The following is a 25,897-nucleotide window of genomic DNA, read 5'->3' as shown; positions in this document are numbered from 1 at the left end:
CTGAAACCTCACCCTTGATGTTCTTTTTAGGTGTGAAGCCCCGGTTCCGATGAAATCTGAACCGGGGCCTGTTGCGAGCAGCCTTACGGCTTCGGCGCAGCAGCTGCCGGGGCCGCAGCAACCGGCGGCTTGCCCGACGAGTTGCTGAAGAACTTGAAGAAATCGGAGTCCGGCCGCAGCAAAAAGCGGGTATCGTTGCTGCGCAACCCGTTCTCATACGCCGTCATCGAACGATAGAACGCGAAGAAATCCGCATCCTGGCCGTAGGCTTCGGCGAACAGCCGGTTGCGTTCGCCGTCGCCCGCGCCGCGCACCTGCTCGGCGGTGGAATTGGCGTCGGCGATGATGACGACGGCTTCGCGGTCCGCCTTGGACCTGATCTCCTGCGCCTTCTGGCCACCCTGGGCGCGGAATTCGGCGGCCTCGCGCTGCCGCTCGGTCTGCATCCGCTGGTAGACCGCCTGACTGTTCTGCTCCGGCAGATCGGCGCGCCGGATCCTGACATCGACAACCTCGATGCCATAGCCGTCGGCTTCCTTGTCGAGCTGCTCGCGGATACGCCCCATCAGGATTTCGCGCTCGTCGCGCACCACCTTGATGAACGTGACCTCGCCGAGCACGCGGCGCAACGACGCGTTGAGCAGCGTGGTCAGCTGGATGTTGGCGGCCTGGATCGAGCCGATGCTCTGGTAGAACCGCAGCGCATCCTTGATGCGATAGCGGGCGAAGGCATCGACCACCAGTCGCTTCTGGTCCGACGCGATCACTTCCTGCGACGGGTTTTCCAGATCGAGGATCCGCTTGTCGATACTGATCACGGTATCGATGAACGGCGCCTTGAAATGCAGACCCGGATTGGGGACGACGTCGACCGGCTTGCCGAGCCGCACCACCAGCGCCTGCTGGGTCTGCGACACCTGGAACACCGAGCTGTAGCCGACGACGACCACGACCAGCAGCACGAACAGCGCGACAATACCTGTAGTTCCGGACCTCATCGGGTGCCTCCGCCCTGTTGTTGCGGCTGACCGGCTGCAGGCGTGGGCTGACGCCGCGGCGTCAGTTCACTCAGCGGCAGATACGGCACGACACTTTGTCCGGACGACGAACCGCCGCCGTCATAGATCAGCTTCTCGGAACTGCCGAGGATGCGCTCCATCGTCTCCAGATAGATGCGCTGGCGCGTGACGTCGGGCGCCTTCTTGTACTCGTCATAGACCTTCAGAAAGCGCGCGCTCTGGCCCTTGGCCTCGGCGATCGCCTGCTGCTGGTAGCCTTCGGCGACCTGCAGGATCTGCGCGGCGCGACCGCGGGCGTCGGGAACGACGCGGTTGGAATAGGTCTGCGCCTCGTTCTGCAACCGCTCGAGATCGGCGCGCGCCGCCTGCACGTCGCGGAACGCGTCGATCACCTGCGCCGGCGGATCGACCTTCTGCATCTGCACCTGCGCGACCTGGATGCCCGAACCATAGAAGTCGAGCGTCTTCTGCATCAGGTCCTGCACGCTGGCTTCCGTCGTCGTACGGGCGCCGGTGAGGATCGGCTGGATGTTGGCGCGGCCGACCACCTCGCGCATCGCGCTTTCGGCCACCGCCTTCACGGTGCCTTCGGGATTCTGGATGTTGAACAGGTAGTTGCCGACGCCGTCCGGCTTGATCCGCCACAGCACGGTGAAATCGACGTCGACGATGTTCTCGTCGCCCGTCAGCATAAGGCTTTCCTCCGGCACGTCACGCATGGTGCGGCCGCGCCGCGCCGGATCCTCGATCAGGGACATGCCGATGTTGATGGTGGAGACGCGCAACGCCTTCGGCAACAGCACGGTCTCGATCGGGTACGGCAGATGATAGTTCAGGCCCGGCTGAACCGTGCGCACATGCTTGCCGAAACGCAGCACGACGCCGAGTTCCTCGGACTGGACCCGGAAGAAGCCGGACAGACCCCACACCACCATAGCCACGAGCAGGATGACCGCGATGCCCACGCCGCTAAAATATCCACCTGGCAGCATCTGCTGAATGCGGTCTTGGCCGCGGCGCAAAAGGTCCTCGAGATCGGGTGGCCTCGGGCCAGCCGATTGCGGTCCTGAGCCCCATGGTCCTTTCGGACCACCGCCCCACGGGCCTCCGCCTTGATTCTTCCACGGCATCGACTGTCTCCTCCGCGGGCCGAGGCAAGACGCCCGGCCTCACTACATCTGCACGGCCTTATAGGGGACCGCCCCCGCCCTTACAACGCGGCTTGTTGGCTCGCAGGAGCTATGCCTGAGCCGGAATTTGTCAATGCAAACATTGCCAAAGCAGTTAATGCGGCTTCCTTCGGCGATATGTCACATAGGAATAGTCGGCACTGTCGTCCGGGCCGGCCGGATTCCGTACCCGCGCAACCTCTTCCCAGGCCGTGGAATCGATGGCGGCGAAGCAGGTATCGCCCTCGGGCCGGGCATGAACCTCGGTAATTTCCAGCCGGTCCGCCCGATCCATCCATTGCGCGTAGATTTCGGCGCCCCCGATGACCGCGATCTCAGTGGCGAAACGCCGCAGTGCATCGCCGGTCGCGATCGCGCGGGCAGCTTCGAACGACGTCGTCACGACGGCGCCTGCGGCGCGATAATTCGCGTCGCGGGTGACGACGATATTGGTACGTCCGGGAAGCGGCCTGCGCAGCGATATGAAGGTCTTGCGGCCCATCACCACCGGCTTGCCCAGCGTCATCGCCTTGAGGCGCTGCTGATCGGCCTTCAGCCGCCACGGGATGGCGCCGCCGGCACCGATCACGCCGTTCTCGGCAACAGCGACGAGAAGGACGATTTCCGGAAAGGCATTGGCGGTCGCCGTCACACCGCGACCTCGGCCTTGATGTGCGGGTGCGGATCGTAGCCTTCGAGCACGAAATCTTCATAGCGGAAGCCGAAGATGTCCTTCACGCCGGGATTGATCTTCATGGTGGGCAGCGGGCGCGTCGGTCGCGTCAGTTGCAGCTTCGCCTGCTCGAGATGGTTCGAATAGAGGTGGGTGTCGCCGAACGAGTGAACGAAATCGCCGGGCTTCAGGCCGGTCACTTGCGCCACCATCATCGTCAGCAGCGCATAGGAGGCGATGTTGAAGGGCACGCCGAGAAACACGTCGGCGGAACGCTGATAGAGTTGGCACGACAATTTGCCGTTCGCGACGTAGAATTGAAACAGGCAATGGCACGGCGGCAGCGCCATCTTGTCGATCTCGGCCGGATTCCACGCGGTCACGATCAGACGCCGCGAATCCGGATTGCGCTTGATCATGTCGATGACGCCGGCGATCTGGTCGATCTGGCGGCCATCCGGCGCCGGCCACGACCGCCACTGCGATCCATAGACCGGGCCGAGATCGCCATTGGCGTCGGCCCATTCGTCCCAGATCGAAACGCCGTTGTCCTTGAGGTATTTGATGTTGGTCTCGCCTTTGAGAAACCACAGCAATTCATGCACGATCGATTTCAGCGGCAGCTTCTTGGTGGTCAGCATCGGAAAGCCGGCGGCCAGGTTGAAGCGCATCTGGTGGCCGAAGATCGACAGCGTGCCGGTGCCGGTGCGGTCCTGCTTCTCCGCGCCGTCCGAGAGGATCCGTTCCAGCAGATCGTGGTACTGATTCATGGCGTGAGGCTGTTCACCCGGGGAAAAAACCACTCTTAGCGGCCGGACCGGCCGATCGACAGCGGCGATTCGGCCCGCGACCGCGATTATACCCGGAAAAATGTGGTTCCGGGTGACCCATGGCAAGGGCGGAAAACCACCCTCCCCGTGCGCGCCCGATCACTGGCGCCCTCAATGGTGGTGATGATGCTTCCGCTTGCCGCCATAGCCGCGCAGGTCGGCATAGCGTCGCATCTGGATCGGGGTAAGCAGGGCTGCGGTAGAAAGATGATATTTCAGATGGGCTTCGCGCAACGCGCCTTGCGTCACGGCCACCGCCGCCGTGGAGGCTTTCAGGCTTTCCCGGGTCACGATGCGGTCGGCAAACTGCCGGTCCAGTTCCGCTTCCTGCTCGATGAGTTTCGAGCCGAGCGGCACCGCCTCGCTCTTCATGGAATCGAACAGGCGCTGCACGCTGGCGCGCTGATCCGCCGTCAGATCGAGCTTGTCCGCCAGTTCAAGCACATGCATCGGACCGGGATAGCCGTTCAACTCGGCCGCCAGCGCCAGGCCCATGCCGCGACCGGCGCCGAGGTCCGCCACCTGCTGTTCCGACAGCGCCTTGATCGGGCGCGTCTGCATCCCGGCATAGGGGGTTTGGGCGAAGGCGGGACCGGCAAGCAGGATCAAGCCGGCCATGAGGGGAAATCGGATCATGCAAGCCTCGCTTCGAACAGGGACTGACACGCCGCTGGAGCGACGCGCCACGGTTTGACCGAAGCGCGCTGAAGCGGCCAGGCCCGGCCCGCGGTCAGGTTGAATCAGGACCGGCCGCTGCCGACATTAAACCAATGCAGGACAGCGGCCGGTACCGATTTCGTGAGCGCGGATCAATTGGCCACAGGCTTGACCACCGCCGTCCACTTGGCGACTTCGCTCTTCACCAAAGCCGCCAGCGAGGCCGGTGTGCGTTCGGCAGTCGCCGGGATGACGCTGCCGAGATCGAGCAGGCGCTTGCGGACGCCTTCGTCGTCGAGCGCCTTGACCACTGCCGCGTTGAGCTTGGCGACGATCTCGGGCGGGGTTCCCTTCGGCGCGAAAATCGCGTTCCAGGCCTGGGCCTGGAAATCGGGCAGGCCGCCTTCCTTGGTGGTCGGCACGTCCGGCAGCGACGGATTGCGCTCGGGGGTCGCGATCGCATAAGCCCTGATGGTACCACCTTTGACCTGCGGCACGGCATTGACGATCTGGTCGCACATGTAGTCGACCTGACCGCCGACCAGCGCATTCATCGCCGGACCCGTGCCATTGAAGGGGACGCCGACCGGCTTGATGCCGAGGACGGAATTCAGCAGTTCGCAGGACACGTTGGAGACCGAACCGACGCCGGCATGCGCCGCATTGACCTTGTCGGCATTGGCTTTCACGTAAGCGACGAATTCCTTGAGATCCTTGGGCGGAAAGTCCTTCTTCGCCAGGATCAGGATCGGGGTTCCGGCCAGCAACGCGACCGGTTCGAAATCCTTTTCCGGATGATAGGCCAGCTTGGGATACAGCGGCACCGACGCCGCGTGGGTTCCCATATGCCCGGTGATCAGCGTATAGCCGTCATTGGTGGCGCGCGCCGCGCGCGTGGTGGCCGTGGTTCCGCCGGCGCCGACCACGTTCTCGATGATGATGGTCTGACCGAGCGTCTGCGCCATATGCGCCGTGACGATGCGCGCAATGACATCGGTTGGACCGCCGGCTGCGAACGGCACGATCATGGTGATGGAGCGGGTCGGATAGGCCGGCGCCTGGGCCTGCGCGGGAACCGCGGTGAGCCCGGCGACTGCGGCCAGACCACCGGCCGCCAGCATGCGACTGTAAAGTTTCATCAGATTTTCCTCACAAAAAAGCCGTTGGACAGGCCGGCGTGAACCGGCCAGCACTTAGTCACACGGCACCGCATCCGAAACCAGACTTCCGGATGCGGCGCCGCGACGCATGTCAGTTCTCGGACTCCACGAACACCTCGTCGCGCTTCTTGCGCAGCGATGGCAGGATCGTCATCACCAGCAGCGCCGCCGAGATCGCCATCAGCACCGCCGACAGCGGACGGGTAGCGAACACCGTCCAGTCGCCGCGCGAGATCAGCAAGGCACGACGCAGGTTCTCCTCCATCAGCGGTCCGAGTACCATCCCGAGCAGCAATGGCGCCGGCTCGAAGTCGTGCTTGATCAGCCAATAGCCGAGCAGCCCGAACGCGCCGGCGAGCATCACGTCGGTCGGCGCGTTGTTTACCGAATAGATGCCGATCGAACAGAAGACCACGATCGACGGGAACATCAGGCGATACGGCACGCGCAACAGCCGCACCCAGATCCCGACCAGCGGCAGGTTGATGATCAGCAGCATCAGGTTGCCGACCCACATCGACGCGATCATGCCCCAGACCAGTTCGGGCTGCTTCTGCATCACCTGCGGTCCAGGCACGATGCCATGGATCGTCATGGCGCCGACCATCAGCGCCATCACCGCATTGGGCGGAATGCCGAGCGTGAGCAGCGGAATGAACGAGGTCTGCGCCGCCGCGTTGTTGGCGCTCTCCGGCGCCGCCACGCCCTCGATCACGCCACTTCCGAACTTCTCCGGATGCTTCGACAGCTTCTTTTCCATCGTATAGGCCGCGAACGATGCGATGACCGCGCCGCCGCCCGGCAGAATGCCGAGGATCGATCCCAGCGCCGTGCCCCGCAGGATCGCCGGCGTGGAATCCTTCAGATCCTTCCTGGTCGGCATCAGGCCGGTGACCTTCTGCTGCACCAGTTGGCGGTCGGTTTCACCGCCCGCATCGAGGTTGCGGATGATCTCGGCGAAGCCGAACAACCCCATCGCGAGGGTGGCAAAGCCGAGGCCGTCTGCGAGTTCGGGGATGTTGAAGGCCATCCGCGACGCGCCGGTCTCGATGTCGGATCCGACCATCGACAGCAGCAGGCCGAACACGATCATCGCGATCGCCTTCAGCACCGAGCCCTTGGCCAGCACCACGGCGAAGATCAGGCCGAGCACCATCAACGAGAAATACTCCGCGGGCCCGAAGGCCAGCGCCAGCTTGGTCAGCGGCGCACCGAGCACCGCGATCAGCACGGTCGCGACGCAGCCGGCGAAGAACGAGCCGATCGCCGCGATCGCCAGCGCCGGACCTGCCCGGCCCTGCTTGGCCATCTGGAAGCCATCGAGCGCGGTCACCACGGAACCCGCCTCGCCCGGAATATTGACCAGTATCGAGGTGGTCGAGCCGCCATACTGCGCACCGTAATAGATGCCGGCGAGCATGATCAGCGCGCCGACCGGCGGCAGGCCGAAGGTGATCGGCAACAGCATGGCGACCGTGGCAATGGTGCCGATGCCCGGCAGCACGCCGACCAGCGTGCCGACCAGCGCACCGATCAGGCACAGCAGGATGTTGACGGGAATCGGAATCGACATGCCGCCGAGAAACGCGGGGGTCCATTGCACCAACTGGAATACGACGCCGAAGCCCATTCCAAGATTTGAGAAAACCTCACCCATCACACCCTCACCGGATCATAAATTTCGGCCACATCTGCAACGGCAGACCCAGCGCATAGGGGAACAACAGGCTGCAGAAGGTCGTCAGACAAATGCCGACGATGATGGTTTGCTTCCATTTCGTTTCCGGGGTGCCCATGGCCGAGATCAGGAAGCTCGTGAATGCCGAGAATATCAGGCCCATCGGCCGGATCGAGGCGGCAAAGGACAGAATGGCCAGCGACACGAACAGCGGGCCGCGCCACGCATAGGTCGTGATATGCTCGCCGTGTTTGACAAGACCGACGATCGTTATCGCGATGCCGAGCCCAAGCAACAGGTAGGCGAACATCCGGGGTGCGGTTCCCGCCCCGAATGAAAATCCGCGCATGCCCTGCAGATCGCTCGATGCCCACAACGCGAATACCGCGATGCCAACCATCGCCAGTCCGCCGACGAAATCCTGCGGACCGCGTATCCATTTCGGCATGATGTATTTGACCGGTCCGTGACTCGGCGTCTCACTCATCGATCTCACTCCCCCGCACGGGCTTGTCGCCCGTTCTGTTTTTGGATGGCCCAGATGCCGGTCCGGCGAACCTGCCTACCGATTTTCCTCAGATAACGCCAGCAAAACCCAAAACATCCCCCGGCCAGCAGCATCCAGAGCGGATTGAGCCGGGTGGCAAAGGCCAGCGCCGCGGCAGCGATGGTAACCAGAGCCGCCGGCCAGGTCGGGTCCGAGGCAGCGCCAAAATCAGGCCGCTGGCGGCCATCGGCCCGATTGACAGCGGTACCAATGCGGCCTGGATGATGGCCGGGCCAGCGCGACCCGGTCCGACCGCGCCAGCACGCGCCTCACAAAATAAGCAACGACGGCGGTCGGTCCACACATCGCCAGCGTTGCGACCAGCGCGCCTGCAACCCCCGCGAGGGAATAACCGATCAGGGTCACGATCAGCACGTTCGGCCTCGGCGACATCTGCGAAATCGCGAACACGTCGGCGAATTGCTTGTCGGTCATCCAGTGATGAACATCGACCGCCACCCGGTGCATTTCCGGAATGGCGGCATTGGCGCCGCCGACCGCGAACAGCGACATCAGCCCGAAGGTCCAGGCCAGCGTCCATATCGGATTGGACTCCGAATTCATGCTCCAATCCGCCGCCGCATGACCAGGGTGATGGCGATACTGAGCGCGATGGCCACCAGCAATACTGCCGGCAGCGGCAGCCGCGGCACGCCGATGGCGAGGAACACCGCGGCCAGAACCGATAGTCCGACCAGAACGCCAACCCATATTCCGGATGTCCCGCCTCCCCGGTCGCATTCCGGGTACAATGCGCCATTCCGGCCCTGTTTTTCCGGCCATTTGCCACTTATATTGGGGTAACCGGTTCGCCGGTTATGGAAATAAATGGCCGTCTACCAGTCGGACCGGGGCGCAGCGCCCGGCGCCGCCACATTCCAACCTCCACTTCATTTGATTTACCTGCTGTTCGAATGATCTGCTGGAATTTCGGCCATCGCCGGCAACGGCTGCTGACCTCGGCCCGCTGCCGGGGTAGCATGGACGCAACAGGCGAGTCGGGGCACCCAGGCTGCGCTGCCGATCCGCAAAATTGCTTTGAACGTGACAGGACCTGATAATGGCGACCGATCATATCCGATACGACGTGCTGGCGCGTGACGCGCTGCGCGGGGTGCTGCGCCGCGTCTTGACCGACGCCGCCGAGCACGGCCTGCCCGGGGAACATCATTTTTTCATCACGTTTCTGTCCACCGCCGACGGCGTGAAGCTGTCGCCGCGGCTGCTGGCGCAATATCCGGAAGAAATGACCGTCATTTTGCAGCACCAGTTCTGGGACCTGGTGGTGACCGAGGACCGGTTCGAAGTCGGCCTGTCGTTCGGCGGCATTCCGGAGCGGTTGGTGGTCCCCTTCAATTCGATCAAGAGCTTCTTCGACCCGTCGGTGCAGTTCGGCCTGCAGTTCGAGCCCGCCGATGCGGCCACCGAGGCGCCGGCGGCCAACCTCCCGGCCGTCCCCGCCCCCTCTGCCCTGCCGGTTCCGGCCCCTGCCGCAGAGACCAAAGACGAGCCGGCCAGGCCGAGCGAGGGCGCTGAGGTCGTGCGGCTGGACCGCTTCCGCAAGAAGTAATCCACCACGTCCTCGCGCAATGGATATCCTGGATGGCTCGATCGACGGCAGCATCGCGTTCCAAATCCACCCGTAGCGAGACCGACAGCTTCGGTCCGATCGAAGTTCCCTCCGCCAGCTATTGGGGCGCGCAGACCGAACGCAGCCGGCATAATTTCCGCATTGGCCGCGACCGGATGCCGATGGACGTCGTCCGCGCGCTCGGCATCGTCAAGCTGGCATCCGCGGAAACCAATCGCGAACTGGGGCTGCTGGACGCCCGCCGCGCCCGCGCCATCGTTCGTGCCGCGCGCGAGGTGATCGAGGGCAGGTTCGACGATCATTTTCCGCTGGTGGTCTGGCAGACCGGCTCCGGCACCCAGACCAACATGAACCTCAATGAGGTGATCGCCAATCGCGCCAGCGAGTTGCTGGGCGGCGAACTCGGCGCCAAGAAGCCGGTTCATCCCAACGATCACGTCAATATGAGCCAGTCGTCGAACGACGCGTTCCCGACCGCCATGCACATCGCCGCCGCGACGCGCATCATCGCCGATCTCATTCCTGCCCTGAGCGAACTGCACCGCGCGCTGCGCAAAAAGGAAAAGGCGTTCGCCCGCATCGTCAAGATCGGCCGCACCCACACCCAGGACGCGACGCCGCTGACGCTCGGCCAGGAATTCTCGGGCTACGCCGCGCAGGTCGAGAGCGGCATCGCGCGGCTGCGGATCGCCGTGAAGGATCTTTACCCGCTGGCGCAGGGCGGCACCGCGGTCGGTACCGGCCTCAACTCGAAGCCCAAATTCGCCAAACTGTTCGCGAAGCACGCCGCCAGAATTACCAGACTGCCGTTCACCAGCGCGCCCAACAAGTTCGAGGCGCTGGCTTCCAACGACGCCTATGTGTTCGTGCATGGCGCCATCAATTCGGTGGCGACCGCGCTGTTCAAGATCGCCAACGACGTCCGCCTGCTCGGATCGGGTCCCCGCTCCGGCCTCGGCGAATTGATCCTGCCGGAAAACGAACCGGGATCGTCGATCATGCCGGGCAAGGTCAACCCGACCCAGAGCGAAGCGATGACCATGGTGTGCTGCCAGGTGTTCGGCAACCAGACCGCCATCACCGTCGCCGGCAGCCAGGGCCATTTCGAGCTGAACGTCTACAAGCCGGTGATGGCGCACTGCATGATGCATTCCATCGAACTGCTGGCCGACGTCACGCGCTCGTTCACGAAAAATTGTGTCGATGGAATCCGCGCCGACGAAGAACGAATTCGCGATCTGATGGAACGTTCGCTGATGCTGGTGACCGCGCTGGCGCCGAAGATCGGCTACGACAATGCCGCCAAGGTCGCGAAGCAGGCCCATGCCCGCGGCACCACGTTGCGCGAAGAGGCGGTGGGGCTGGGACTTGTTTCGGCTGAGGAATTCGACCGGCTGGTACAGCCGGACAAAATGACACACCCCGGCTGATGGCGCCGCGGGACCCCGTGTTTTTACGGGATAGCATTATGTTTACGGGACCAGCGTTATAGTTATGGATCATATCGGCTAAAGACTCAGGCGGATTCGTTATTTTCATTGATCTGGTAGAGCACGGAGATATTCGGGTTTTTGCAGAGCGAAACGTATTTTTGATGATATCAGAAGGCACTGACGGGGATTTCCTGGGATGACGACCGAGCCAGCCAAGGTGCATCGCACCGAGCCAGCCAAGGCAAATACCGACCACTTGCGCCTTCGCAGATTGTTTTCTTGTCCTTCGATGTTTGGATGATGGAGGCTGGCATGGGGGACGTGGTCAACCTGAAGCGTTTCAAGAAGCGTACCGAGCGCGTCGCGTCGGCGAAACAGGCCGACGCCAACCGGACGCGGTTCGGCCGAACCAAATCCGAACGCGCGCTGGACCAGCAGCGCGAGACCCGTGCGAACAATTTGCTGGATCAGCACCGCATCGATGGCGAGGACGCATCATGAAGTCGCCGGTCGTGAAGCGCTCGATCGTTGTCGCCGGCCACAAGACCAGCGTCAGCCTCGAAGAGGCGTTCTGGAACGGCATGAAGGAAATCTCGGGCCTGCGCGACATGACGCTGTCCGAACTGGTGGGCGAGATCGACTCCAACCGCCAGCAGGGCAACCTGTCGTCGGCGATTCGCCTGTTCGTGCTCGATTACTTTCGCACCCGCGCCATGGGCGCCGGGCCGGATCCGAAGCCGCAGGGTTAGTCTAACCTGGCTAGAGCGCAGCCACGCGCTGCAGAACCCAGAACATCGCGACGCTGCCGATCCCATAGGCCGGCGCCAGTTCGATCCAGCGCGGCCAGGCCTTGCGCATGCGGGCCATCAGCCATGCCGCGACCGAGAATGCAGCGACGAACAGCAACTGTCCGAGTTCGACGCCGACATTGAAACAGAACAGCGCCAGCGGAATGGCGGTTTGCGGCAGGCCGATTTCGCCGAGCGCGCCGGCGAAACCAAACCCGTGCAGCAGTCCGAAGATGAATGCCACCAGCCATGGCCAGCACGCCGTCAGGCCCGGCCTGCCGCGTACGCCATGCACGATTTCCGCGGCGACGAAAACGATCGACAGCGCGATCACGGCTTCCACCGGCGGACCCGGCACGCGGACCAGCCCCAGCGTCGCCGCGGCCAGCGTGATGCTGTGCGCGATGGTGAAGGCGGTCACCGTCGCCACCACGCGGCCGGCGCCCTTGACGATCAGCAGCAAAGCCAGCACGAACAGCAAATGATCGATCCCGAGCAGGATATGCTCGACGCCAAGCACGAGATAGGTCCGCGCCACTTCCGCGGCCCCGGCGGAAGCCGCAACGACGAACGCCGGATCGGACGGCAACAGCCGCGTCACCTGGCTGGTGCCGTCGGATCGTTCCACGCGCACCAGCACGTCGGAGGCTCCCGAGGGAAGCCCGTCGATTCGGACGGTCTGGCCTATGAGCCCGCCGGGACGCCTGAGCCGCCAGCGTTCGGAATAAGCTCCGGCGTGGAACGCGCCGCGCGGCTCCGACAGATTGACGGTGTCGGCGGGGAACACGACGGAGATGCCCAGCCGAAGATTGTCGCCTTGCGCCGGGACCTTCCAGAACACGTCCCAGGTTTCGGCGTCCTGCTGGCGCAGTTCGAGGTAAGCCGGCCGAAACTCATCGGCAGATGCGGCGGTGACACCGAGCAGGACGCAAAGACCGACAATGCTGCGAAGCAGACCGCGCATGCTCATGGCTGCCGCTTCGATCCGCTATCGCCGCTGCGCGCCAGCCGCGACGGTTCGATGGTCACCGTGTAACGCTGCAGCAGGTTCTGGTACGATTTCTCGATCGCTTCGGCGCGCCGCGTGAGCTGCCACTCCCGCTTCACCGCCTCGCGCACGTCCACAAGCGCCGGAGTGCGAGGCTCGGAGCGCTGGCGAACCTGCACGAGATGCAACCCGTAGCCGGACAAGACCGGGCCGCTCCACGGGCCGGGCGCGATCCGGGCCAGCGCCTTGGCAAACTGATTGCCGAGGCTGTTCTTGATGTCGCCGGCCGAGGCGCCGTCGAAGTCGAGCGGCAGCGTGGTCGGATCGCCGAGGCCGGCCGCATCGATGCTGCTTCCGGGATCGTTCAGCTCGCCGAGCATTCGTTCCGCCTCGATCGCGAGTGTCGCCTGGTGTCGCCGCGGGTCGAGATAGATGTGGCGGAAGCTGTATCGCGGCTCGACCGCAAACAGATCGCGGTGCGAATCGAGATAGGCCTGCAATTGCACGTCATCCGGCTCGACCGCTTCAGGGGCTTCGATGACGAATTCCAGTTTCTGCGCCACTCGCCGCCGGATCACCGGATCGTCGCGGTCCAGGCCGAGCGCAAGGCCTTCGCGGTAAAACACCTCCTCGCGGACGTGGCCGCGGACGAGCTCTTCCAGTTCCGAATCCGACGGCGGCCGTTGCCGGGCACGCGCGAACAGCCTGGCCATGCTCTCGATCTGGACCTGCGTGACGACGATGCTGCCGGGCCCGCCGGCGCTGCTGCGCGACAGAAACCCGTGCGCCGCGAACAGCACCGCCCCCAGCAACAGAAAATGCAGCAGCGGTTCCCTGAGTAGCCGCTTGATCATGCCGGCATGTACCGGATCGGCGACCTGCAGGCGGCCGTTGGTGCAATTGCGGAGCCCGGCGCCGGGGCGAAAGGTCTGGAGCCGGGAACGGCGGATACCAGCTTCCGATTCACGATTGGTCTCCCTGTTTTGGACCGGCGATCAGGTCGCGCGGCGGCGGGGCCAAGCATGATATTAAATATTTGAATCGCCGGGCTGTCGATACCGGTCGATTTGAACCACGCCGATGCGCGGGGCAATCCGCGTCGCGCGTTACCTGAAATAATCGACGATCAGATGGACGTCGGATGGCGGCGCGGGCCTGTTGTTCAGATTCGCATCGATCACCCGGCGGCATGCCTCGACGGCCTCGTGGTCGCCGAGATCGTTGGCGGCTTCGAGAACGAGCCAGGCCATCTCCACCGAGGAGGCGTCGGGCTTCGGCTCGCCCGAAGCAGCACCGGGGCGCTGCCGCAAAGCTGTTCCGAATAAGAGTTCGTTCATCGCCGGTTTCCCTGGGCCTGTTTCGAATCGCTAGCTAGCTCATCGCCCGGCAAGCACGGGCTGCCGCTTGGGGCCAGCATCGGTATCCCCGGCATTCTTGCGGGACTGGTAGAATTCCAGGACGCTGCGCGAAGTCTTGAGGTTGAGGCGGCCAAATTCGCTTTCCAGCTCCCTCAATTCCGACCCGGTGATGCGGTGACCCTTGGCGCCGAGAAACAGCAACGCCATCGTGGTCGCCCACGAGAAGTCGAGCGCCTTGGCCAGGATCAGCAAGGTTTCCCGGTTCTTGTCCAGCATGGCGCGCTCGATCACGTCGCCCGGCAATGAACACAGCAGGGACAATCCGATCGTGACCTCGTCGAGCTTGTGCGACCTGGCGTACAGCGAGATGCTGTTCTCGTTGAGATTGCCCTGGCGATGCTGCGCCGTCACCAGACGCTTGGCGACGAAATAGCTTCGCGACACCGGGCCGAACTTGGATTGCAACTCGCCCGCGACATCCGACATCGTGGACTTGATCTGGTCGACCATGGCCGGCCGCTCGCGCTCCAGCCGCTTGCGGACGTCGTCCGACGCCTTGGCGATCAGCTGCTGGAAAATATGCCGGGGAATGTCCTCGCGCAGACCGAGCTGCTCGGCGAGAATGGAATCGCCTTCGGCACGCTGGATCATGTGCAGGAAGCCGAAATCCGAGAAGCGCGCACCGCTGTTGGTGGCGACGGAGTTCACGACCTCCTGGTCGCCGCGGGTCACCAGCACGTCGGTGACGATCTCCGCCAGCGTCTCCCGCTTCGAGATCGCGAGCAGATGGGTCTGGCCCTTGGTGCAGACATTGGCGACCAGCGCGTAAGGCTCGAGCTTTTCGGAACCCTGCAGGATCGGGCCGGCGACCTCGATCGAATCGTCGAAGGCGAGTTTGTGGATGATATTGACCGGGGCATCCTCGAAGCGGGCCAGCCGCCGCGCCAGCTGGGCGCGGGCCGCCACTTCGATCTCGTCCGCCAACCGTCCGATGACCTCGCCGAAGGTCCAGATTTCATCCTCGCTGTAGCGGCCGGTGATCATCAGGTCGGTGGTGTGCCACAGCGCCCGAATGCGGCTCTCGGCAGTCCCCCGCGACACCGCATGGTCGAGATCCGTCAGAAACGATCTTGCCGCACTCATTTTCTTCAAACCCTGGATCGCAACCAACCTGCGCAAGTCTGCGCGCGGTGGAACTCTAGCGGGCAAACCCGAGTTTTCCGTAAAGTTGGCAAAGAAGTATTATCGCTAAAAATTCGCTCAAATTGCCGGGAAGCCGTTGATGTTTTTGCGCCCAAAGCGGCTTCGGGCTGCGGTCAGGATCCCCGAATTTGGTATATTTCCCGCCAATGCCGGACGCTTTCGGCCAATTCCGCTCCAGGCAACCTGCGGCAACAACGGGTTGACCTAACGCAAGATCGGCACCCTGGCGGCCCGCTATTTCTTCCTGATGAGTTCCGAGACGGCAAGAACATCGACGGTGACATGGCGCGACGTGCCGAAAAGCGTCTGGGCGCTCGGTTTTGTCTCCCTGCTGATGGACGTCTCGTCCGAACTCGTTCACAGTCTGTTACCCATATTTCTCGTCACCGTGGTCGGCGCCAGTACGACGATTGTCGGCCTGATCGAGGGCGTGGTCGAGGCTACCGCTGCGGTCGCCAAGGTTTTCTCCGGCGCCCTTTCCGACCGCATCGGCAAACGCAAGCTGCTGGTCGGCATCGGCTATGGACTCGCCGCCCTCACCAAGCCGGTATTCCCGCTCGCGAGCACGGCCGGGGAAATTCTGGCCGCGCGTTTCGTCGACCGCATCGGCAAGGGCATCCGCGATGCGCCGCGCGACGCGCTGATCGCCGACATTACGCCGCCTGCGATCCGCGGCGCCGGCTATGGTATCCGACAGGCGCTGGATACGGTGGGAGGATTTGCCGGCCCCCTCTTGGCGATGGCGCTGATGGTACTCTACGCTAACGACTTCCGCGCCGTGTTCTGGTGGGCGGCGGTTCCCGCTGTCCTCGCGGTGCTGTTGCTCGTCGTCGGCGTGCAGGAGCCGGACGGCGTCAAGGCAACGGCGAAGCGTGGCTGGCCAATCCGCAAGCCGGAACTGGCGCGCCTGTCCCCGGCCTTCTGGCTGGTCGTTGCGATCGGCATGGTATTCACGCTGGCGCGCTTCAGCCAGGCCTTCCTCGTGCTGAAGGCGCAAGCCGAAGGCCTGGCGTTGGCCCTGATCCCGCTGGTGTTCGTCTGGATGAACATCGTCTATGCCCTGACCGCAACGCCGGCCGGCATTCTTTCAGACCGGATAGGCCGGGTGAAACTGCTGCTGTGCGGACTTGGCGCCTTGTTGATCGCCGATCTCACGCTGGCCTTCGTTCCGGGCCTTGTCGCGGTATTCATCGGCGTCGGTCTCTGGGGTCTCTATCTCGGACTCTCTCAGGGGCTGCTTGCGGCGCTGGTTGCCGATACCGCCCCTGAAGACCTGCGCGGCACCGCCTTCGGCCTGTTCAATCTGGTTACCGGTCTGGCGCTGCTGATCGCCAGCGTGTTGGCCGGCTGGTTATGGCAAGCGTTCGGACCGACGGCGACCTTCCTCGCCGGCGCGGTATTTTCAGTATTGGCGGCGCTGTTCATGGCAGTCGGCATCAAAGCAGAACTGAAGCCGGCCACTTGATCATGTACGAGGCCGATGGGCCGTCGGGAAACCAGATGTCCGCGCGGACGCCGGTCATTGAGGCGGCGTCAGCACCAGCGGCGGCCGCACCTTCGGCGGCCGTGCAACGGCGGAACCGGGCACCGGCCTGACCTCGATCGGGGGCGGCAGCGGTGCCGCCTGCTGGATCGCGACCGCAGGGGGAGCTGCCGCGCCGGGACTTGCTGCGGCAGGATCTGGTGCACTTGCCGCACCGGGCGCCGGCGGCGCAGCCGGTGGACGCGGAACGGCGGCCTTGGCCTTCGGCGCAGCCGGAGACCGGCGCGGATCGCGGCCGGGGATCGGCACCTCGGAAGTCGGCAGGGGGGGCAGCACCGCGTCCGGCGTTCCCGATGGCGCCGTCGCCGGCGGCGGCAGCGAGGTTGACCACGGCGGCGGCGGCTCGCCACGCTCGATCGCATCGAGCCGTCTTGTTTCGCGGTCGATCGCCCGCACCGCCAGCCATGACGACAGCGCCGCCACATCGACGGTGCGATCGAGCGCGTCGGGAGGGCCGGCGGTAAACAGCTGGATCTCGGGGCGGCTGCTCGCCGACCCCGTCGCCGTCGAAGCGAGGCTGGCGCGGATGTCGGCCTGGTCGGCGGGAATGTCGTAGCCGCCCGATATGATGGCGCGCGCGCCTTCGGCATCGAGCGTGGTCGCCCCGATGCGGATACGGCCGTCGCCGATGCTGAACGGAATCTGTGCCGACTTGACCGACAGCGCGCCCGCCGACAGCCCCCGCTCGACGATCTGCCGCAGCTTGACGTCGTCGGTTGCCTGTCCGCCATCGCTGGCGCGGATCGCGGCGTCGAAGGCGCGCGGATCGAGCCCGGCGACTTCTGCGGATTCCAGCGTCACCGTTCCGCTGCCGGACAAGGCGCCGGTCAGCGCCGACGCGCTGCGGCCCTGGCTTGCCAGCGTCATCTGCATCGAGGCGCGGCCCGCCGGCATCTTCAGCCCGCGATAGCGCAGCGCCGCACCATCGACGCCGCTGAATTGAACCCGCGCGTTCAAGGCAATGCCGTTGCCGGTCTGCCTGGCGTCGATGCTGGCGCTCGCCCCGCCGCCGCCGATGTTGCCGGCAATCGATTCGAAGGTCAGCGACTGGCCATCACCCTTGAGGACGCCGCTGACCGGGCGCAGTTCGCCGCCGCCCGGCAGCGTGCCGCGCAGCGCCTGAAACGCGACGCGGCCGCGCCAGCCTTTCGAAAATCCGGAACCGAGCGGCTCGGCGGTGTCGTGCCCCGCGGCGCCGATGGCGAGCGCAAACGCCGGCGCGAGATCGAGCGTGTCGAGGCCAAGCTCGCCCTCGACATTCCTTTCATCGCCGAGGACCAGCGCCATCCGGCCGCGCAGCCGCGAGCCCGCGATCGCGCTGTCCAGATCGTCGAAGGTGAGCCGGTTGCCCGACAGCGAGACGCGGGACGACAGGCCGATGTTCTGCGCCAGCGTATCCGATGCCTTGAGGTCCAGCAGCGGTCCGAAATCGGCGCTGCGGACCTTCAGATTGACGCTGGCCTTCGGCTCCGCCGCCCACGGCTCGGCCGTGCCTTCCGCATCGGCGTCAAGGCCGGTTCCCGACATCTTCACCTTCAGCCGCAGCGGCGCGCGCCATACGCCCGTCACCGAACCTTCGAATTGCGCGGGGCCGTCGCCCGCCGCGATCGCGCGATCGAGGCCGAGCGCCGCCAGCAACGGACGGCCCTGTCCCGATGACATCCTGGATTCAAGACTGAACTCGCTGCGCCCGAGTGCCGCCAGATCGATGCCATGGAGCGCCGTGATGATGGGCTTTGCCGCGATCGTGACCACGCCCTTGAGCTGGGGTGCATCGAGATCGAACACGGCGCGCGCATTGGCGTGATCGGCCTGCTGCGCTGTTTTGTCCAGCTCGAGCGACAGCTTGAGACGCGCCGGGCCGGGACTTGCGCCCAACGCATTGATCCGCGCGGCAAAAGCCGGCGCCAGCGGCGCGATCAAGGCGGTGATCTGGCCGAGCGAGACGGCGCTGGAGTTCAACGTCAGTTTTCCCGACGTGTTGACGCGATCGAAACTCCCCGCGCCTTCCAGCATCACCTGGCTGGCCTGGCCGATCTTTAACTGCTCCAGCGCGAACGATTTTGGGCCGTAGCCGACCTTCGCCAGCAACGGCCGCAATTCCTGGCCGGACGATGTGGCGCGGCCGATATCGAGCGTGAGCCGCGCCTCGTCAGGCCATTCGGCCTGCGGCCCCGCCAGCGAACGCGCCAGCGCGGTCGCGGCATCGAGATCGAGACGTTCCGCCTTCAGCTCGGCATCGATCCGCGAACCGCCTGTTGCCGTTGCAACCACGATCCGCCCCTCGACGGCGCCGCCGTCGATCTCGGCCTTCATGGCTTCGATCGCGACGCGATCCGGGGCCACGGTCAGATCGCCGCGCAGCCGCAGCGGCTTCTGGCTGCGATAGACCACCTCAGTGCGGCCCTGCAACCACGTCGCCAGCGCATCCGGATCGGAGGAATCCACGCTGAGCGCGCCGGTGAAACCGCCGGCTTGCGCGTTCGAACCGTTCAGGGTGACGCGAGTCGCGCCCGGTGCCCGGAATTCCAGCCGGTTGATTGCCCAGGGCTTGGCGCCGACTTGTAGTGCAGCAGCGAAACCCTGCAGTGGACGGCCGCCCAGCATGATCTGGTCGGCGCTGAACTCGATTTGCGCCGGAACTGGAGTAGTCTGCGGGATCGCGGCCATCAGCGCGCGCAACCCCGGCAACAATCTTGTCGGCTCGGCGGCGCTGTTGCCCTTGGCGGCGAATCTGTCGGCATCGAGTTGCTTCGCCGACAGCGTGGCCCGCAGCAGCGGCGACGCGCCGAAGCGAATGTCCCCGGCGCCTGTTACTCTGAGCGCGCTGTCTTCCGGGCCGTAGGCGGCCTCGATTTGCTCCAGCCGCGCAGCGGATGGATCGGCCTTGATTTTGGCCGAGACCCGCCAGGGTATGATGGGAACATCGCTGCTGGTCTTGAGACCCGGGGGAGCGGCCAGCGTCAGTGTGCCGTCAAAGCGCGGTGCGCGCGCCTCGAACGCCAGCACGCCATCGAGATCGGCCGACAAGGCCCGCGCCGCGGGATCGATGTTGAGATGAACGCGGGTGCCGTTGCCGTCCGCGGTCTGGCCGGACGACACCCGAAACGGATAGCGCGTCCCGGACACCGAAAAATTGCCGTCGCCGCGCAGCGAGCCGGCCAGCGAACGCACATCACCGCTGAAGGCGATGTCGTTCAGCTCCAGCGTGCCGCGGCTTGCCGCATCATGCAGCGCGATGCGGCCGGTCAGGTTCAGCCGGTCGATCGCCAGCGATCCCAGATTGAATTTCCCCGTCGAGGCCGGCCAGTCGATCCGCCCTTGCTGATCCAGGCCGAGATCGAGCGCCATGCCGTTGACGGTCAGTTCGGTGGCGCGTAACTCGCCGCGCATCAGCGAGCCCAGGCTGAACTCGACGTCGAGCTTGTCGGCCCGCACCTTGCCGAGATCGTTGGCGCCGCCGACCACCACCGAGCGCAAATGCAGCGATGGCGCCGGCAGCAGGCGTGCATCCAGTTTGCCGGCGAAGCGGACCTGCGCGCCGATCACCCTGGTAGCCTCGGCCTCGAATTGCGGACGGAACTGGTTCCAATCGATGAAATACGGGCCGATCAGTGCGGCCACCAGCGCGATGATAAAGGCAATCGCCAGTCCGAGCAGCGTCGTCTGCACGGCGTCTCCCTTTGCGCACGCCCCGGCGCGATGGCGGCCCGGAACGGCCCACCCACCGCCACGCTGAATCAACGCTGGAGCAAGCCCATATATAGAGGCAACTATGGCGAAGTCACAGCATTGCCTGCGACGGCTCCGCGCAGGAAGCCGTCACGACGCCCTTACCAACTGGCGGGCAGCTGCTTGAGGCCGCGCAGCACGAAAGACGGCCGCCATTCCGGATTCTCGGCGTCATCCAGCTTCAGATCGGGCAGCCGCCGCAGCAGCGTCGCGATCGCCACCTCTGCCTCGATTCGCGCCAGTTGGGCGCCCAGGCAGAGATGGATGCCCCCGCCGAACGACAGCGGACGGATCTTCGGCCGGGTGATGTCGAGGCTATCCGGCCGGTCGGGATAGACCGCGGGATCGTGATTGGCAGAACCCAGCAGGCAGATCACGCTTTCGCCCTTCGGGATTTTCTTGCCGCCGAGGTCGTCGATGTCTTCCAGCGCTACTCGGCCGGTCATCTGCACGGACGAATCGTAGCGCAGGAATTCCTCGATGGCGTTGGTGATCAGGGCCGGATTGGCCTTGAGCAGGGCCAGCTGGTCGGGGTTGCGATGCAGCGCCAGGAGACCGTTGCCGATCAGGTTCACGGTGGTCTCATGCCCGGCGCCGAACAAAAGGACGATGTTGGCGACGAGCTCCTCGTTGGAAAGCTTGCTGCCGTCTTCCTCGGCCTGCACCAGTTGCGTCGTTAAATCGTCGCCCGGATTCTTCCGCCGCAGCTCGAACAGCTGCTGGAAGTACATCTCGGTCATCGCGTTGGTGGCGTTGCCCTGCTTGATCTCCTCCGGCGACAGCGGCACCGGCTCGAGGATACGTCCGCTGTTGCGCGAACCGGTATAGAACAGCTCGCGATGTTCCTCGGGGATCCCGAGCATGTCGCAGATGATGGTGACCGGCAGCCGGAAGGCGAAATCCTCGATCAGTTCCATCTTGCCCTGGGGAATCAGCCGGTCGAGCGTCTCGTCGACGATCTGCTGGATGCGCGGGCGCATGTCCTCGACCCGGCGCGCGGTGAACGCCTTCACCACCAGTCCGCGCAGCCGGGTGTGGTCGGGCGGGTCCTGCTGCAGCATGGTGAGGCTGAAGCTGCGGAAGATCGGCTCCGACATGATGTCGGGGCCATAGCGGCGCTTGGTGCGTTCGGGGTAATCCTTGCCGAAGCGCTTGTCGCGCATCACCAGGCTGGCCTCGGCGTGACGGCTGGCGACATACATGCCGAGCGGCGTCAGGTGCATCGGATCGGTGGTGCGCAGCCGCGCATAATGCGGATAGGGATCGCGAATGAACTCCGGCGCCAGCGGATTGAACAGCGGCGCGCTGGTCGCAGTCTGAACATGCTCGTTCATGGTGACCTCAATTCGTTGTCGCGATGAAATATCCGCACGTTCGGGCGGACGGGCGTCCTCGGGGCCGGACCGGTTGCGCCCGGACCAATTGAAATTGGATACACTGTTGTATCGAGTTTCATTTTTACCTAAAATCGATTGATGTCAAGAGTCCGAACACGACCGACCCGGGACGATACCTGCGAGAAGCTGTTCGAGGCGGCGGCGCGTGTATTCGAGGAACAGGGCATCGGCGGCGCCAGCATCGAAACCATTGCCGCCGCGGCCGGTTTTTCGCGCGGCGCGTTCTACTCGAATTTCAAGAGCAAGGACGAGTTGATCATCGCCATGCTCGAAAACCACGTCGAGCAATCGATCCGGCGGATTCATGATCTGCTCGCCCGGCACAAGAACCTTCCCGACTTCCTCGATGCGCTGAAGACCATGGACCGCAGCCAGCAAGATCCGCTCGGCCGTTCGCCGCTGCTGCACATGGAGATGATCCTGTTCGTGGCGCGCGCCGAGAAGCGCCGGCCCGAACTCGCCAAGCGGCTGCGCGCCCGGCGAAAATTGATTGCCGATATCGTCGAGACCACCTCGAAGAACAGCGGCCGGAATCCGGCGCTGAATCCGGCATGGACCGGTGCGGTCGTTCTGGCGATGGAGGACGGCTTTCGCCTGCACCGCCTGATCGATCCGGAGACCACGCCGGCCGACAGTTTTCTGCGCGCCATCGGCGATCTGCAGCGCGCGATGGGAATCTCAGCGGTCTGACGAAGCGCCGGCCGCTCAGCCTTGCGCCTTGTGCATCTGGCCCGCAACGGCGCGGACCTTGCGCGGCGACGCCTGCCAGATGGCGACCGCCGACAGTACGCTCACCGCGATCCCGATCGCGAAGGCGATGGTGTAATTGCCGGTGAGGTCGTGCAGCAAGCCGGTGAGCCATGGTCCCGCGGCGCCGCCCGCCAGCGCCGCCAGCATGATGGTGCCGAAGATGCTGCCATACTGCTTGCCCTGGAAGATCTCCAGCACCACCGCGCCCATGATCGAGGTCAGGCCGTAGCCGAGCGCGCCCTGCGCCAGGATCATCAGGTAAACCAGCAGCAGGGTCGGATAGAATTTCAGCGCGATCAGCGCCGCGAAGCAGATCGCAAAACCGAGGCAGCTCACCGCCCAGATCCACTCGCGTCCCACCCGGTCCGACAGGTGCCCGAGCCAGATCTGGCCGGGAATGCCGAGCAGGCTGACCACGCCCAGGGCCCAGACCCCGACGGTCGGGCTGAAACCGATGTCGAGCAGATACTTGGTCTGGTGCACCTGCACCGCGTACCAGACGTACAATCCGCAGAAATAGCCTGATGAGATCCACCAGAAGCGCGCGGTGCGCAGCGCCCGCCGCAGCGTCCAGTCGGTGGCGGCCCAGGCCGGATCGACGATGTTGGAAACCGGTTTTGCCGATGTCGCTGACGGTGCGGCATCGCCGTCCGGCAACAGGCCGATATCCTCCGGCCGCTTGCGCAGCAACAGGTTGATCGGGGCCAGCACGACCAGCACCATGATGCCCATCGCGGTGCAGGCGGTTCGCCAGCCGGTCTGCTCGATCATCAGTTGCACCCATGGCAGCAACGTGACGGAACCGATGCCGACACCGGCAAAGGCCAACCCCATCGCGAGGCCGCGGCGGCGGATGAACCAGTTCGGCAGAAACAGCGACTGGCCGGAATAGCCGAGACAGACGCTGCCGGCGCCGACCATGACGCCGATGGTCAGATACAAATGCCAGGGCTGCGTCGTCAGCGGCGCCAGCAGCAGGCCTGCCGCCATCAGCGCGACGCCCAGCTCCATCACCCCGCGCGGGCCGAAGCGATCCATCATGCGGCCGATCAGCGGGCTGACCGCGGCTGAAACCACGAAACCGAACGAGAACGCGCCCGCGGTGATGCCGCGTTCCCAGCCGAATTCGTCGACGATCGGCGGGAAGAACAGTGAAAACGCGGTGCGCGCATTGACGCCGATCGCCATGGTGACGAACGTCACGGCAACGATGACCCAGCCGTAGAAAAAGGGAAGCCGCATACGGTATCTCGTCATTCCGGGGCGCGCTGCAAACGCGAACCCAAAATTTCGAGGGTCCGGGTCTGGTCCTTCGGACCATCCCGGAACGACGGCGTCAAGAGCGAGGTCAGATCACCGGCTGCGCTCCGCTACCAGGCGTACCGCAGCCGCGCGGTACCGACATAGGTCTGCGAATGCGCGGCCTGCTCAGTGTCGAATTTTCCGGCGACCGAAATGCCGTTCCTGAAGCTGACCTCCGCGACCGCCGAGACCAACAATGAATCTTTCACCGGCGTGGCGCCGATCACCGTGAAGATCGATCCCGGCAGCGACTGGAAACCGGCGGTCATGCTGGTGTCGGACCAATTGTCGTGAGCCCAGGCGGCGCGGCCACGCAGCGACAGCATCGCGCCCGGGTACAGCAGGAGCGAGCGATCGACCCAGGCGCCCAGTTCGGTGCGTGTCGTGGTTGTGGTGTGGGCCTGGTAATCGAGCGCGAACATCGAGGAGCCGGAGACGGCGATCTCGCTGTAGGACGGCGTGCGGAACGCCTGCATCTGGAACGCGGCGTAGGGGGTGAAGCCGAATCCCGGGAATGCGTAAACCCCGGGAATGGCGAAGCGATAGCCACCTTCGATCCGGCCGCCGACGCTGTTGGCGGCAAAACCGGCGGTCAGGCGATCGAGTCCCGCCACGGTCACGACCCGGTCGGTCGATACCTGATGCCAGCCATAGGCGAGCGCGGCCGACACATAGGCCGCGCCGACGCGTGTCAAACTGTAGACGGCCGCCTGGAACATGTCGCTGCTTCCGCCGCCGAGGCCGTCGGACAGACCATAATTGGTGTTGCCACCGGCCAGCGCGAAACCCGCCACCGTGTAAGGCGAAACGCGGTAGTCGAGACCCGTCGCAAAACCATAGCTTCGCGCCGACCGGTCGTGGCTTCCGTTCAACGCATCTCCGCTGGTGGTGGTCTGTCCGCCATAAGCGGCGCCCCAGACACTCCAGCGGCGCGGATCAGCTACCGGCGCGGCGGCGGCCTTGTAGAACGGGGCCTTGGCGTAGAGCGGCGGTCGCGACGGCGGATTGACCGGCGGCAAGGCGCGATTGTCGGCGAACGGATTGGTCACCAGCGACAGGAACGAGTTCATCGCCTGGGTTCCGGCCTGCGCTATGCCGGTTCCGGATTCCCCGGAAAGCTGCGTCAGCGAATTTCCCAGATCTGCGGACGACAGGTTGAAGAGATTCAGAAACGGCAGCGGGAGCACGCCGCCGTTGCCTACAAAGGTGTCGATCGCATTGGCGACCGAGCGCTGATTGGCTGTGGCAGACGGCAGCAGCAGAGAGGCGAGGAGCGGGACCCCGCCGCCCCCACCCCCGACTATGAGATCGCACAAGCTGATCGTATTGGTATCCAGCGTCACCGCACCTGTCCTGGCCCACGCCGCACCGCAGGTGATGTTAGCGCCCGTATTCAGCGTGATGCTGGCATTCGCAAGGATGTCGCCTGCGAACGATGTGGAGGTGCCGAGCGTCGCGGAGCTGCCGACCCTCCAGAACACGTTGCCACCCTGGGCGCCATTGATCAGCGAAACAGCGGAAGCGCTGGCAGTGGTCAGCGTGCTCCCAATGTTGAAGATGAAGACTGCGTTAGGGTTGCCCAGGGCGTTAAGGGTGAGTGCCCCAGTCAACTGAGCCGACGAGCTGAAATTATAGACGCCGGGTATTAGCGTAAGGCCGCCCAGGTTCTGACCCGTCAGGTTTACCGTGGTCGGCCTGCTCGCCAGAGTATTGAAGGCAGTCGTGAGGTCGATTTGAGCCTGGATTGCGGCTGCGTTGTTGATATTTATCGTCGCTCCCGGCCCGGTCAAAGTTCCGGGACCAAGGTCAACCGGAAGAAAACCGGTGATCGAGCTGCCTGGGCTGACACCGAGGTTCCCGGGGTTCGCGGCGGTTCCGGTGAGGACGGTAGGGCCGGTGTTGGTGACCGTCGAGCCGCCCAGCACCGCGAAATTCGCAGTCGTACCCAAAGGCGGCGCCTGGGCATGGCTGGCAGTCGGGACGACAGCCGTGAGGCCGAGAGCCGCCAGAAACATTTTACGCGAACGAGTCAGGCAAGTCTTGGTCATGGGTTCCCCCCAGTCGCTCTGTTAGGGGAAA

General features: G+C 64.6%; 24 protein-coding genes. 6 read left to right on the top strand and 18 right to left on the bottom strand.

All coding sequences use genetic code 11. From position 1 onward, the window contains the following. Positions 1-83: 83 nt before the first annotated feature. From hflC to Q8N40_RS11110, 10 genes are all read right to left on the bottom strand, one after another. Positions 84-998: a protease modulator HflC gene (gene hflC / locus Q8N40_RS11155; protein WP_305711857.1), complete on the bottom strand. Its 915-nt coding sequence runs from the start codon at positions 996-998 to the stop codon at positions 84-86. Beyond that, the gene (hflK, locus tag Q8N40_RS11150; protein WP_305318415.1) at positions 995-2,149 is read right to left on the bottom strand and encodes an FtsH protease activity modulator HflK; all 1,155 of its coding nucleotides are present in this window, start codon (positions 2,147-2,149) and stop codon (positions 995-997) included. The genes hflC and hflK overlap by 4 nt, the downstream gene beginning before the upstream one ends. A gap of 154 nt (positions 2,150-2,303) precedes the next feature. Continuing rightward, positions 2,304-2,840 carry a dihydrofolate reductase gene (locus Q8N40_RS11145; protein WP_305318416.1) on the bottom strand — a complete coding sequence of 179 codons (537 nt, stop codon included), beginning with the start codon at positions 2,838-2,840 and terminating at the stop codon, positions 2,304-2,306. Beyond that, positions 2,837-3,631, bottom strand: coding sequence for a thymidylate synthase (locus Q8N40_RS11140; protein ID WP_305711856.1), 795 nt, complete (start codon positions 3,629-3,631; stop codon positions 2,837-2,839). The genes Q8N40_RS11145 and Q8N40_RS11140 overlap by 4 nt, the downstream gene beginning before the upstream one ends. 171 nt (positions 3,632-3,802) lie before the next feature. Further along, the gene (locus Q8N40_RS11135) at positions 3,803-4,327 is read right to left on the bottom strand and encodes a Spy/CpxP family protein refolding chaperone (protein WP_305319701.1); all 525 of its coding nucleotides are present in this window, start codon (positions 4,325-4,327) and stop codon (positions 3,803-3,805) included. Positions 4,328-4,500: 173 nt separating this feature from the next. After that, on the bottom strand, positions 4,501-5,487 hold the full coding sequence (locus tag Q8N40_RS11130) for a tripartite tricarboxylate transporter substrate binding protein BugD (protein WP_305711855.1): 987 nt from the start codon (positions 5,485-5,487) through the stop codon (positions 4,501-4,503). A gap of 112 nt (positions 5,488-5,599) precedes the next feature. Further along, the gene (locus Q8N40_RS11125) at positions 5,600-7,165 is read right to left on the bottom strand and encodes a tripartite tricarboxylate transporter permease (RefSeq protein WP_305319699.1); all 1,566 of its coding nucleotides are present in this window, start codon (positions 7,163-7,165) and stop codon (positions 5,600-5,602) included. 7 nt (positions 7,166-7,172) lie between these two features. Beyond that, positions 7,173-7,673 (bottom strand): tripartite tricarboxylate transporter TctB family protein, encoded by a 501-nt coding sequence (locus Q8N40_RS11120; RefSeq protein WP_305319698.1) that lies wholly within the window; start codon positions 7,671-7,673, stop codon positions 7,173-7,175. 228 nt (positions 7,674-7,901) lie between these two features. Continuing rightward, positions 7,902-8,297 (bottom strand): chromate transporter, encoded by a 396-nt coding sequence (locus Q8N40_RS11115; protein WP_371135670.1) that lies wholly within the window; start codon positions 8,295-8,297, stop codon positions 7,902-7,904. Then, positions 8,294-8,485, bottom strand: coding sequence for a hypothetical protein (locus Q8N40_RS11110; RefSeq protein ID WP_305319697.1), 192 nt, complete (start codon positions 8,483-8,485; stop codon positions 8,294-8,296). The genes Q8N40_RS11115 and Q8N40_RS11110 overlap by 4 nt, the downstream gene beginning before the upstream one ends. 308 nt (positions 8,486-8,793) lie before the next feature. On the opposite strand from Q8N40_RS11110, the gene Q8N40_RS11105 reads away from it, so the two are divergent. The 4 genes from Q8N40_RS11105 to Q8N40_RS11090 all read left to right on the top strand — a co-directional run bounded on the left by Q8N40_RS11105 (position 8,794) and on the right by Q8N40_RS11090 (position 11,506). Beyond that, on the top strand, positions 8,794-9,303 hold the full coding sequence (locus Q8N40_RS11105; protein ID WP_305319696.1) for an SspB family protein: 510 nt from the start codon (positions 8,794-8,796) through the stop codon (positions 9,301-9,303). A 32-nt stretch (positions 9,304-9,335) separates the two neighbouring features. After that, entirely contained in the window at positions 9,336-10,754 is a 1,419-nt protein-coding gene (gene fumC, locus Q8N40_RS11100; protein WP_305319695.1) for a class II fumarate hydratase, read from the top strand. Positions 10,755-11,069: 315 nt separating this feature from the next. Beyond that, positions 11,070-11,258: a DUF4169 family protein gene (locus Q8N40_RS11095; RefSeq protein WP_304745780.1), complete on the top strand. Its 189-nt coding sequence runs from the start codon at positions 11,070-11,072 to the stop codon at positions 11,256-11,258. Beyond that, on the top strand, positions 11,255-11,506 hold the full coding sequence (locus tag Q8N40_RS11090; RefSeq protein ID WP_305711854.1) for a ribbon-helix-helix domain-containing protein: 252 nt from the start codon (positions 11,255-11,257) through the stop codon (positions 11,504-11,506). Before Q8N40_RS11095 ends, Q8N40_RS11090 begins: the two co-directional genes overlap by 4 nt. Before the next feature lie 10 nt (positions 11,507-11,516). Here the strand turns inward: Q8N40_RS11090 and Q8N40_RS11085 are convergent, their stop codons facing one another. From Q8N40_RS11085 to Q8N40_RS11070, 4 genes are all read right to left on the bottom strand, one after another. Then, complete coding sequence (locus Q8N40_RS11085; RefSeq protein WP_371135669.1) at positions 11,517-12,515, bottom strand: HupE/UreJ family protein; 999 nt, start codon at positions 12,513-12,515, stop codon at positions 11,517-11,519. Further along, the gene (locus Q8N40_RS11080) at positions 12,512-13,387 is read right to left on the bottom strand and encodes a peptidylprolyl isomerase (protein ID WP_305711853.1); all 876 of its coding nucleotides are present in this window, start codon (positions 13,385-13,387) and stop codon (positions 12,512-12,514) included. Before Q8N40_RS11080 ends, Q8N40_RS11085 begins: the two co-directional genes overlap by 4 nt. Positions 13,388-13,639: 252 nt before the next feature. Continuing rightward, on the bottom strand, positions 13,640-13,870 hold the full coding sequence (locus Q8N40_RS11075) for a hypothetical protein (RefSeq protein WP_305711852.1): 231 nt from the start codon (positions 13,868-13,870) through the stop codon (positions 13,640-13,642). Between the two features lie 39 nt (positions 13,871-13,909). Further along, a complete protein-coding gene (locus tag Q8N40_RS11070; protein WP_305319318.1) occupies positions 13,910-15,034 on the bottom strand; it encodes a DUF2336 domain-containing protein in 1,125 nt (374 codons plus the stop codon). Positions 15,035-15,341: 307 nt separating this feature from the next. Between Q8N40_RS11070 and Q8N40_RS11065 the strand changes: the two genes are divergently transcribed. Continuing rightward, complete coding sequence (locus tag Q8N40_RS11065; RefSeq protein WP_305711851.1) at positions 15,342-16,559, top strand: MFS transporter; 1,218 nt, start codon at positions 15,342-15,344, stop codon at positions 16,557-16,559. A 54-nt stretch (positions 16,560-16,613) separates the two neighbouring features. Here Q8N40_RS11065 and Q8N40_RS11060 read toward each other — a convergent pair whose 3' ends face one another. Together Q8N40_RS11060 and Q8N40_RS11055 are read right to left on the bottom strand one after the other, a co-directional pair. Further along, the gene (locus Q8N40_RS11060; protein ID WP_305711850.1) at positions 16,614-20,309 is read right to left on the bottom strand and encodes an AsmA-like C-terminal region-containing protein; all 3,696 of its coding nucleotides are present in this window, start codon (positions 20,307-20,309) and stop codon (positions 16,614-16,616) included. A gap of 161 nt (positions 20,310-20,470) precedes the next feature. Continuing rightward, a complete protein-coding gene (locus Q8N40_RS11055) occupies positions 20,471-21,703 on the bottom strand; it encodes a cytochrome P450 (RefSeq protein WP_305320873.1) in 1,233 nt (410 codons plus the stop codon). Between the two features lie 141 nt (positions 21,704-21,844). On the opposite strand from Q8N40_RS11055, the gene Q8N40_RS11050 reads away from it, so the two are divergent. After that, positions 21,845-22,456: a TetR/AcrR family transcriptional regulator gene (locus Q8N40_RS11050; protein ID WP_305320872.1), complete on the top strand. Its 612-nt coding sequence runs from the start codon at positions 21,845-21,847 to the stop codon at positions 22,454-22,456. Positions 22,457-22,471: 15 nt separating this feature from the next. On the opposite strand, the gene Q8N40_RS11045 is transcribed toward Q8N40_RS11050, so the two are convergent. Both Q8N40_RS11045 and Q8N40_RS11040 read right to left on the bottom strand, forming a co-directional pair. Further along, complete coding sequence (locus tag Q8N40_RS11045; protein WP_305711849.1) at positions 22,472-23,758, bottom strand: MFS transporter; 1,287 nt, start codon at positions 23,756-23,758, stop codon at positions 22,472-22,474. Between the two features lie 128 nt (positions 23,759-23,886). After that, positions 23,887-25,866, bottom strand: a complete 1,980-nt coding sequence (locus Q8N40_RS11040) for an ice-binding family protein (protein ID WP_305711848.1) — start codon at positions 25,864-25,866, stop codon at positions 23,887-23,889. Positions 25,867-25,897: the final 31 nt, after the last annotated feature.

Source organism: Bradyrhizobium sp. (assembly GCF_030693485.1).
Classification (GTDB): domain Bacteria; phylum Pseudomonadota; class Alphaproteobacteria; order Rhizobiales; family Xanthobacteraceae; genus Bradyrhizobium.
The sequence above is the reverse complement of the archived record's forward strand: the minus strand, read 5'-3'. Positions and strand labels throughout refer to the sequence as shown.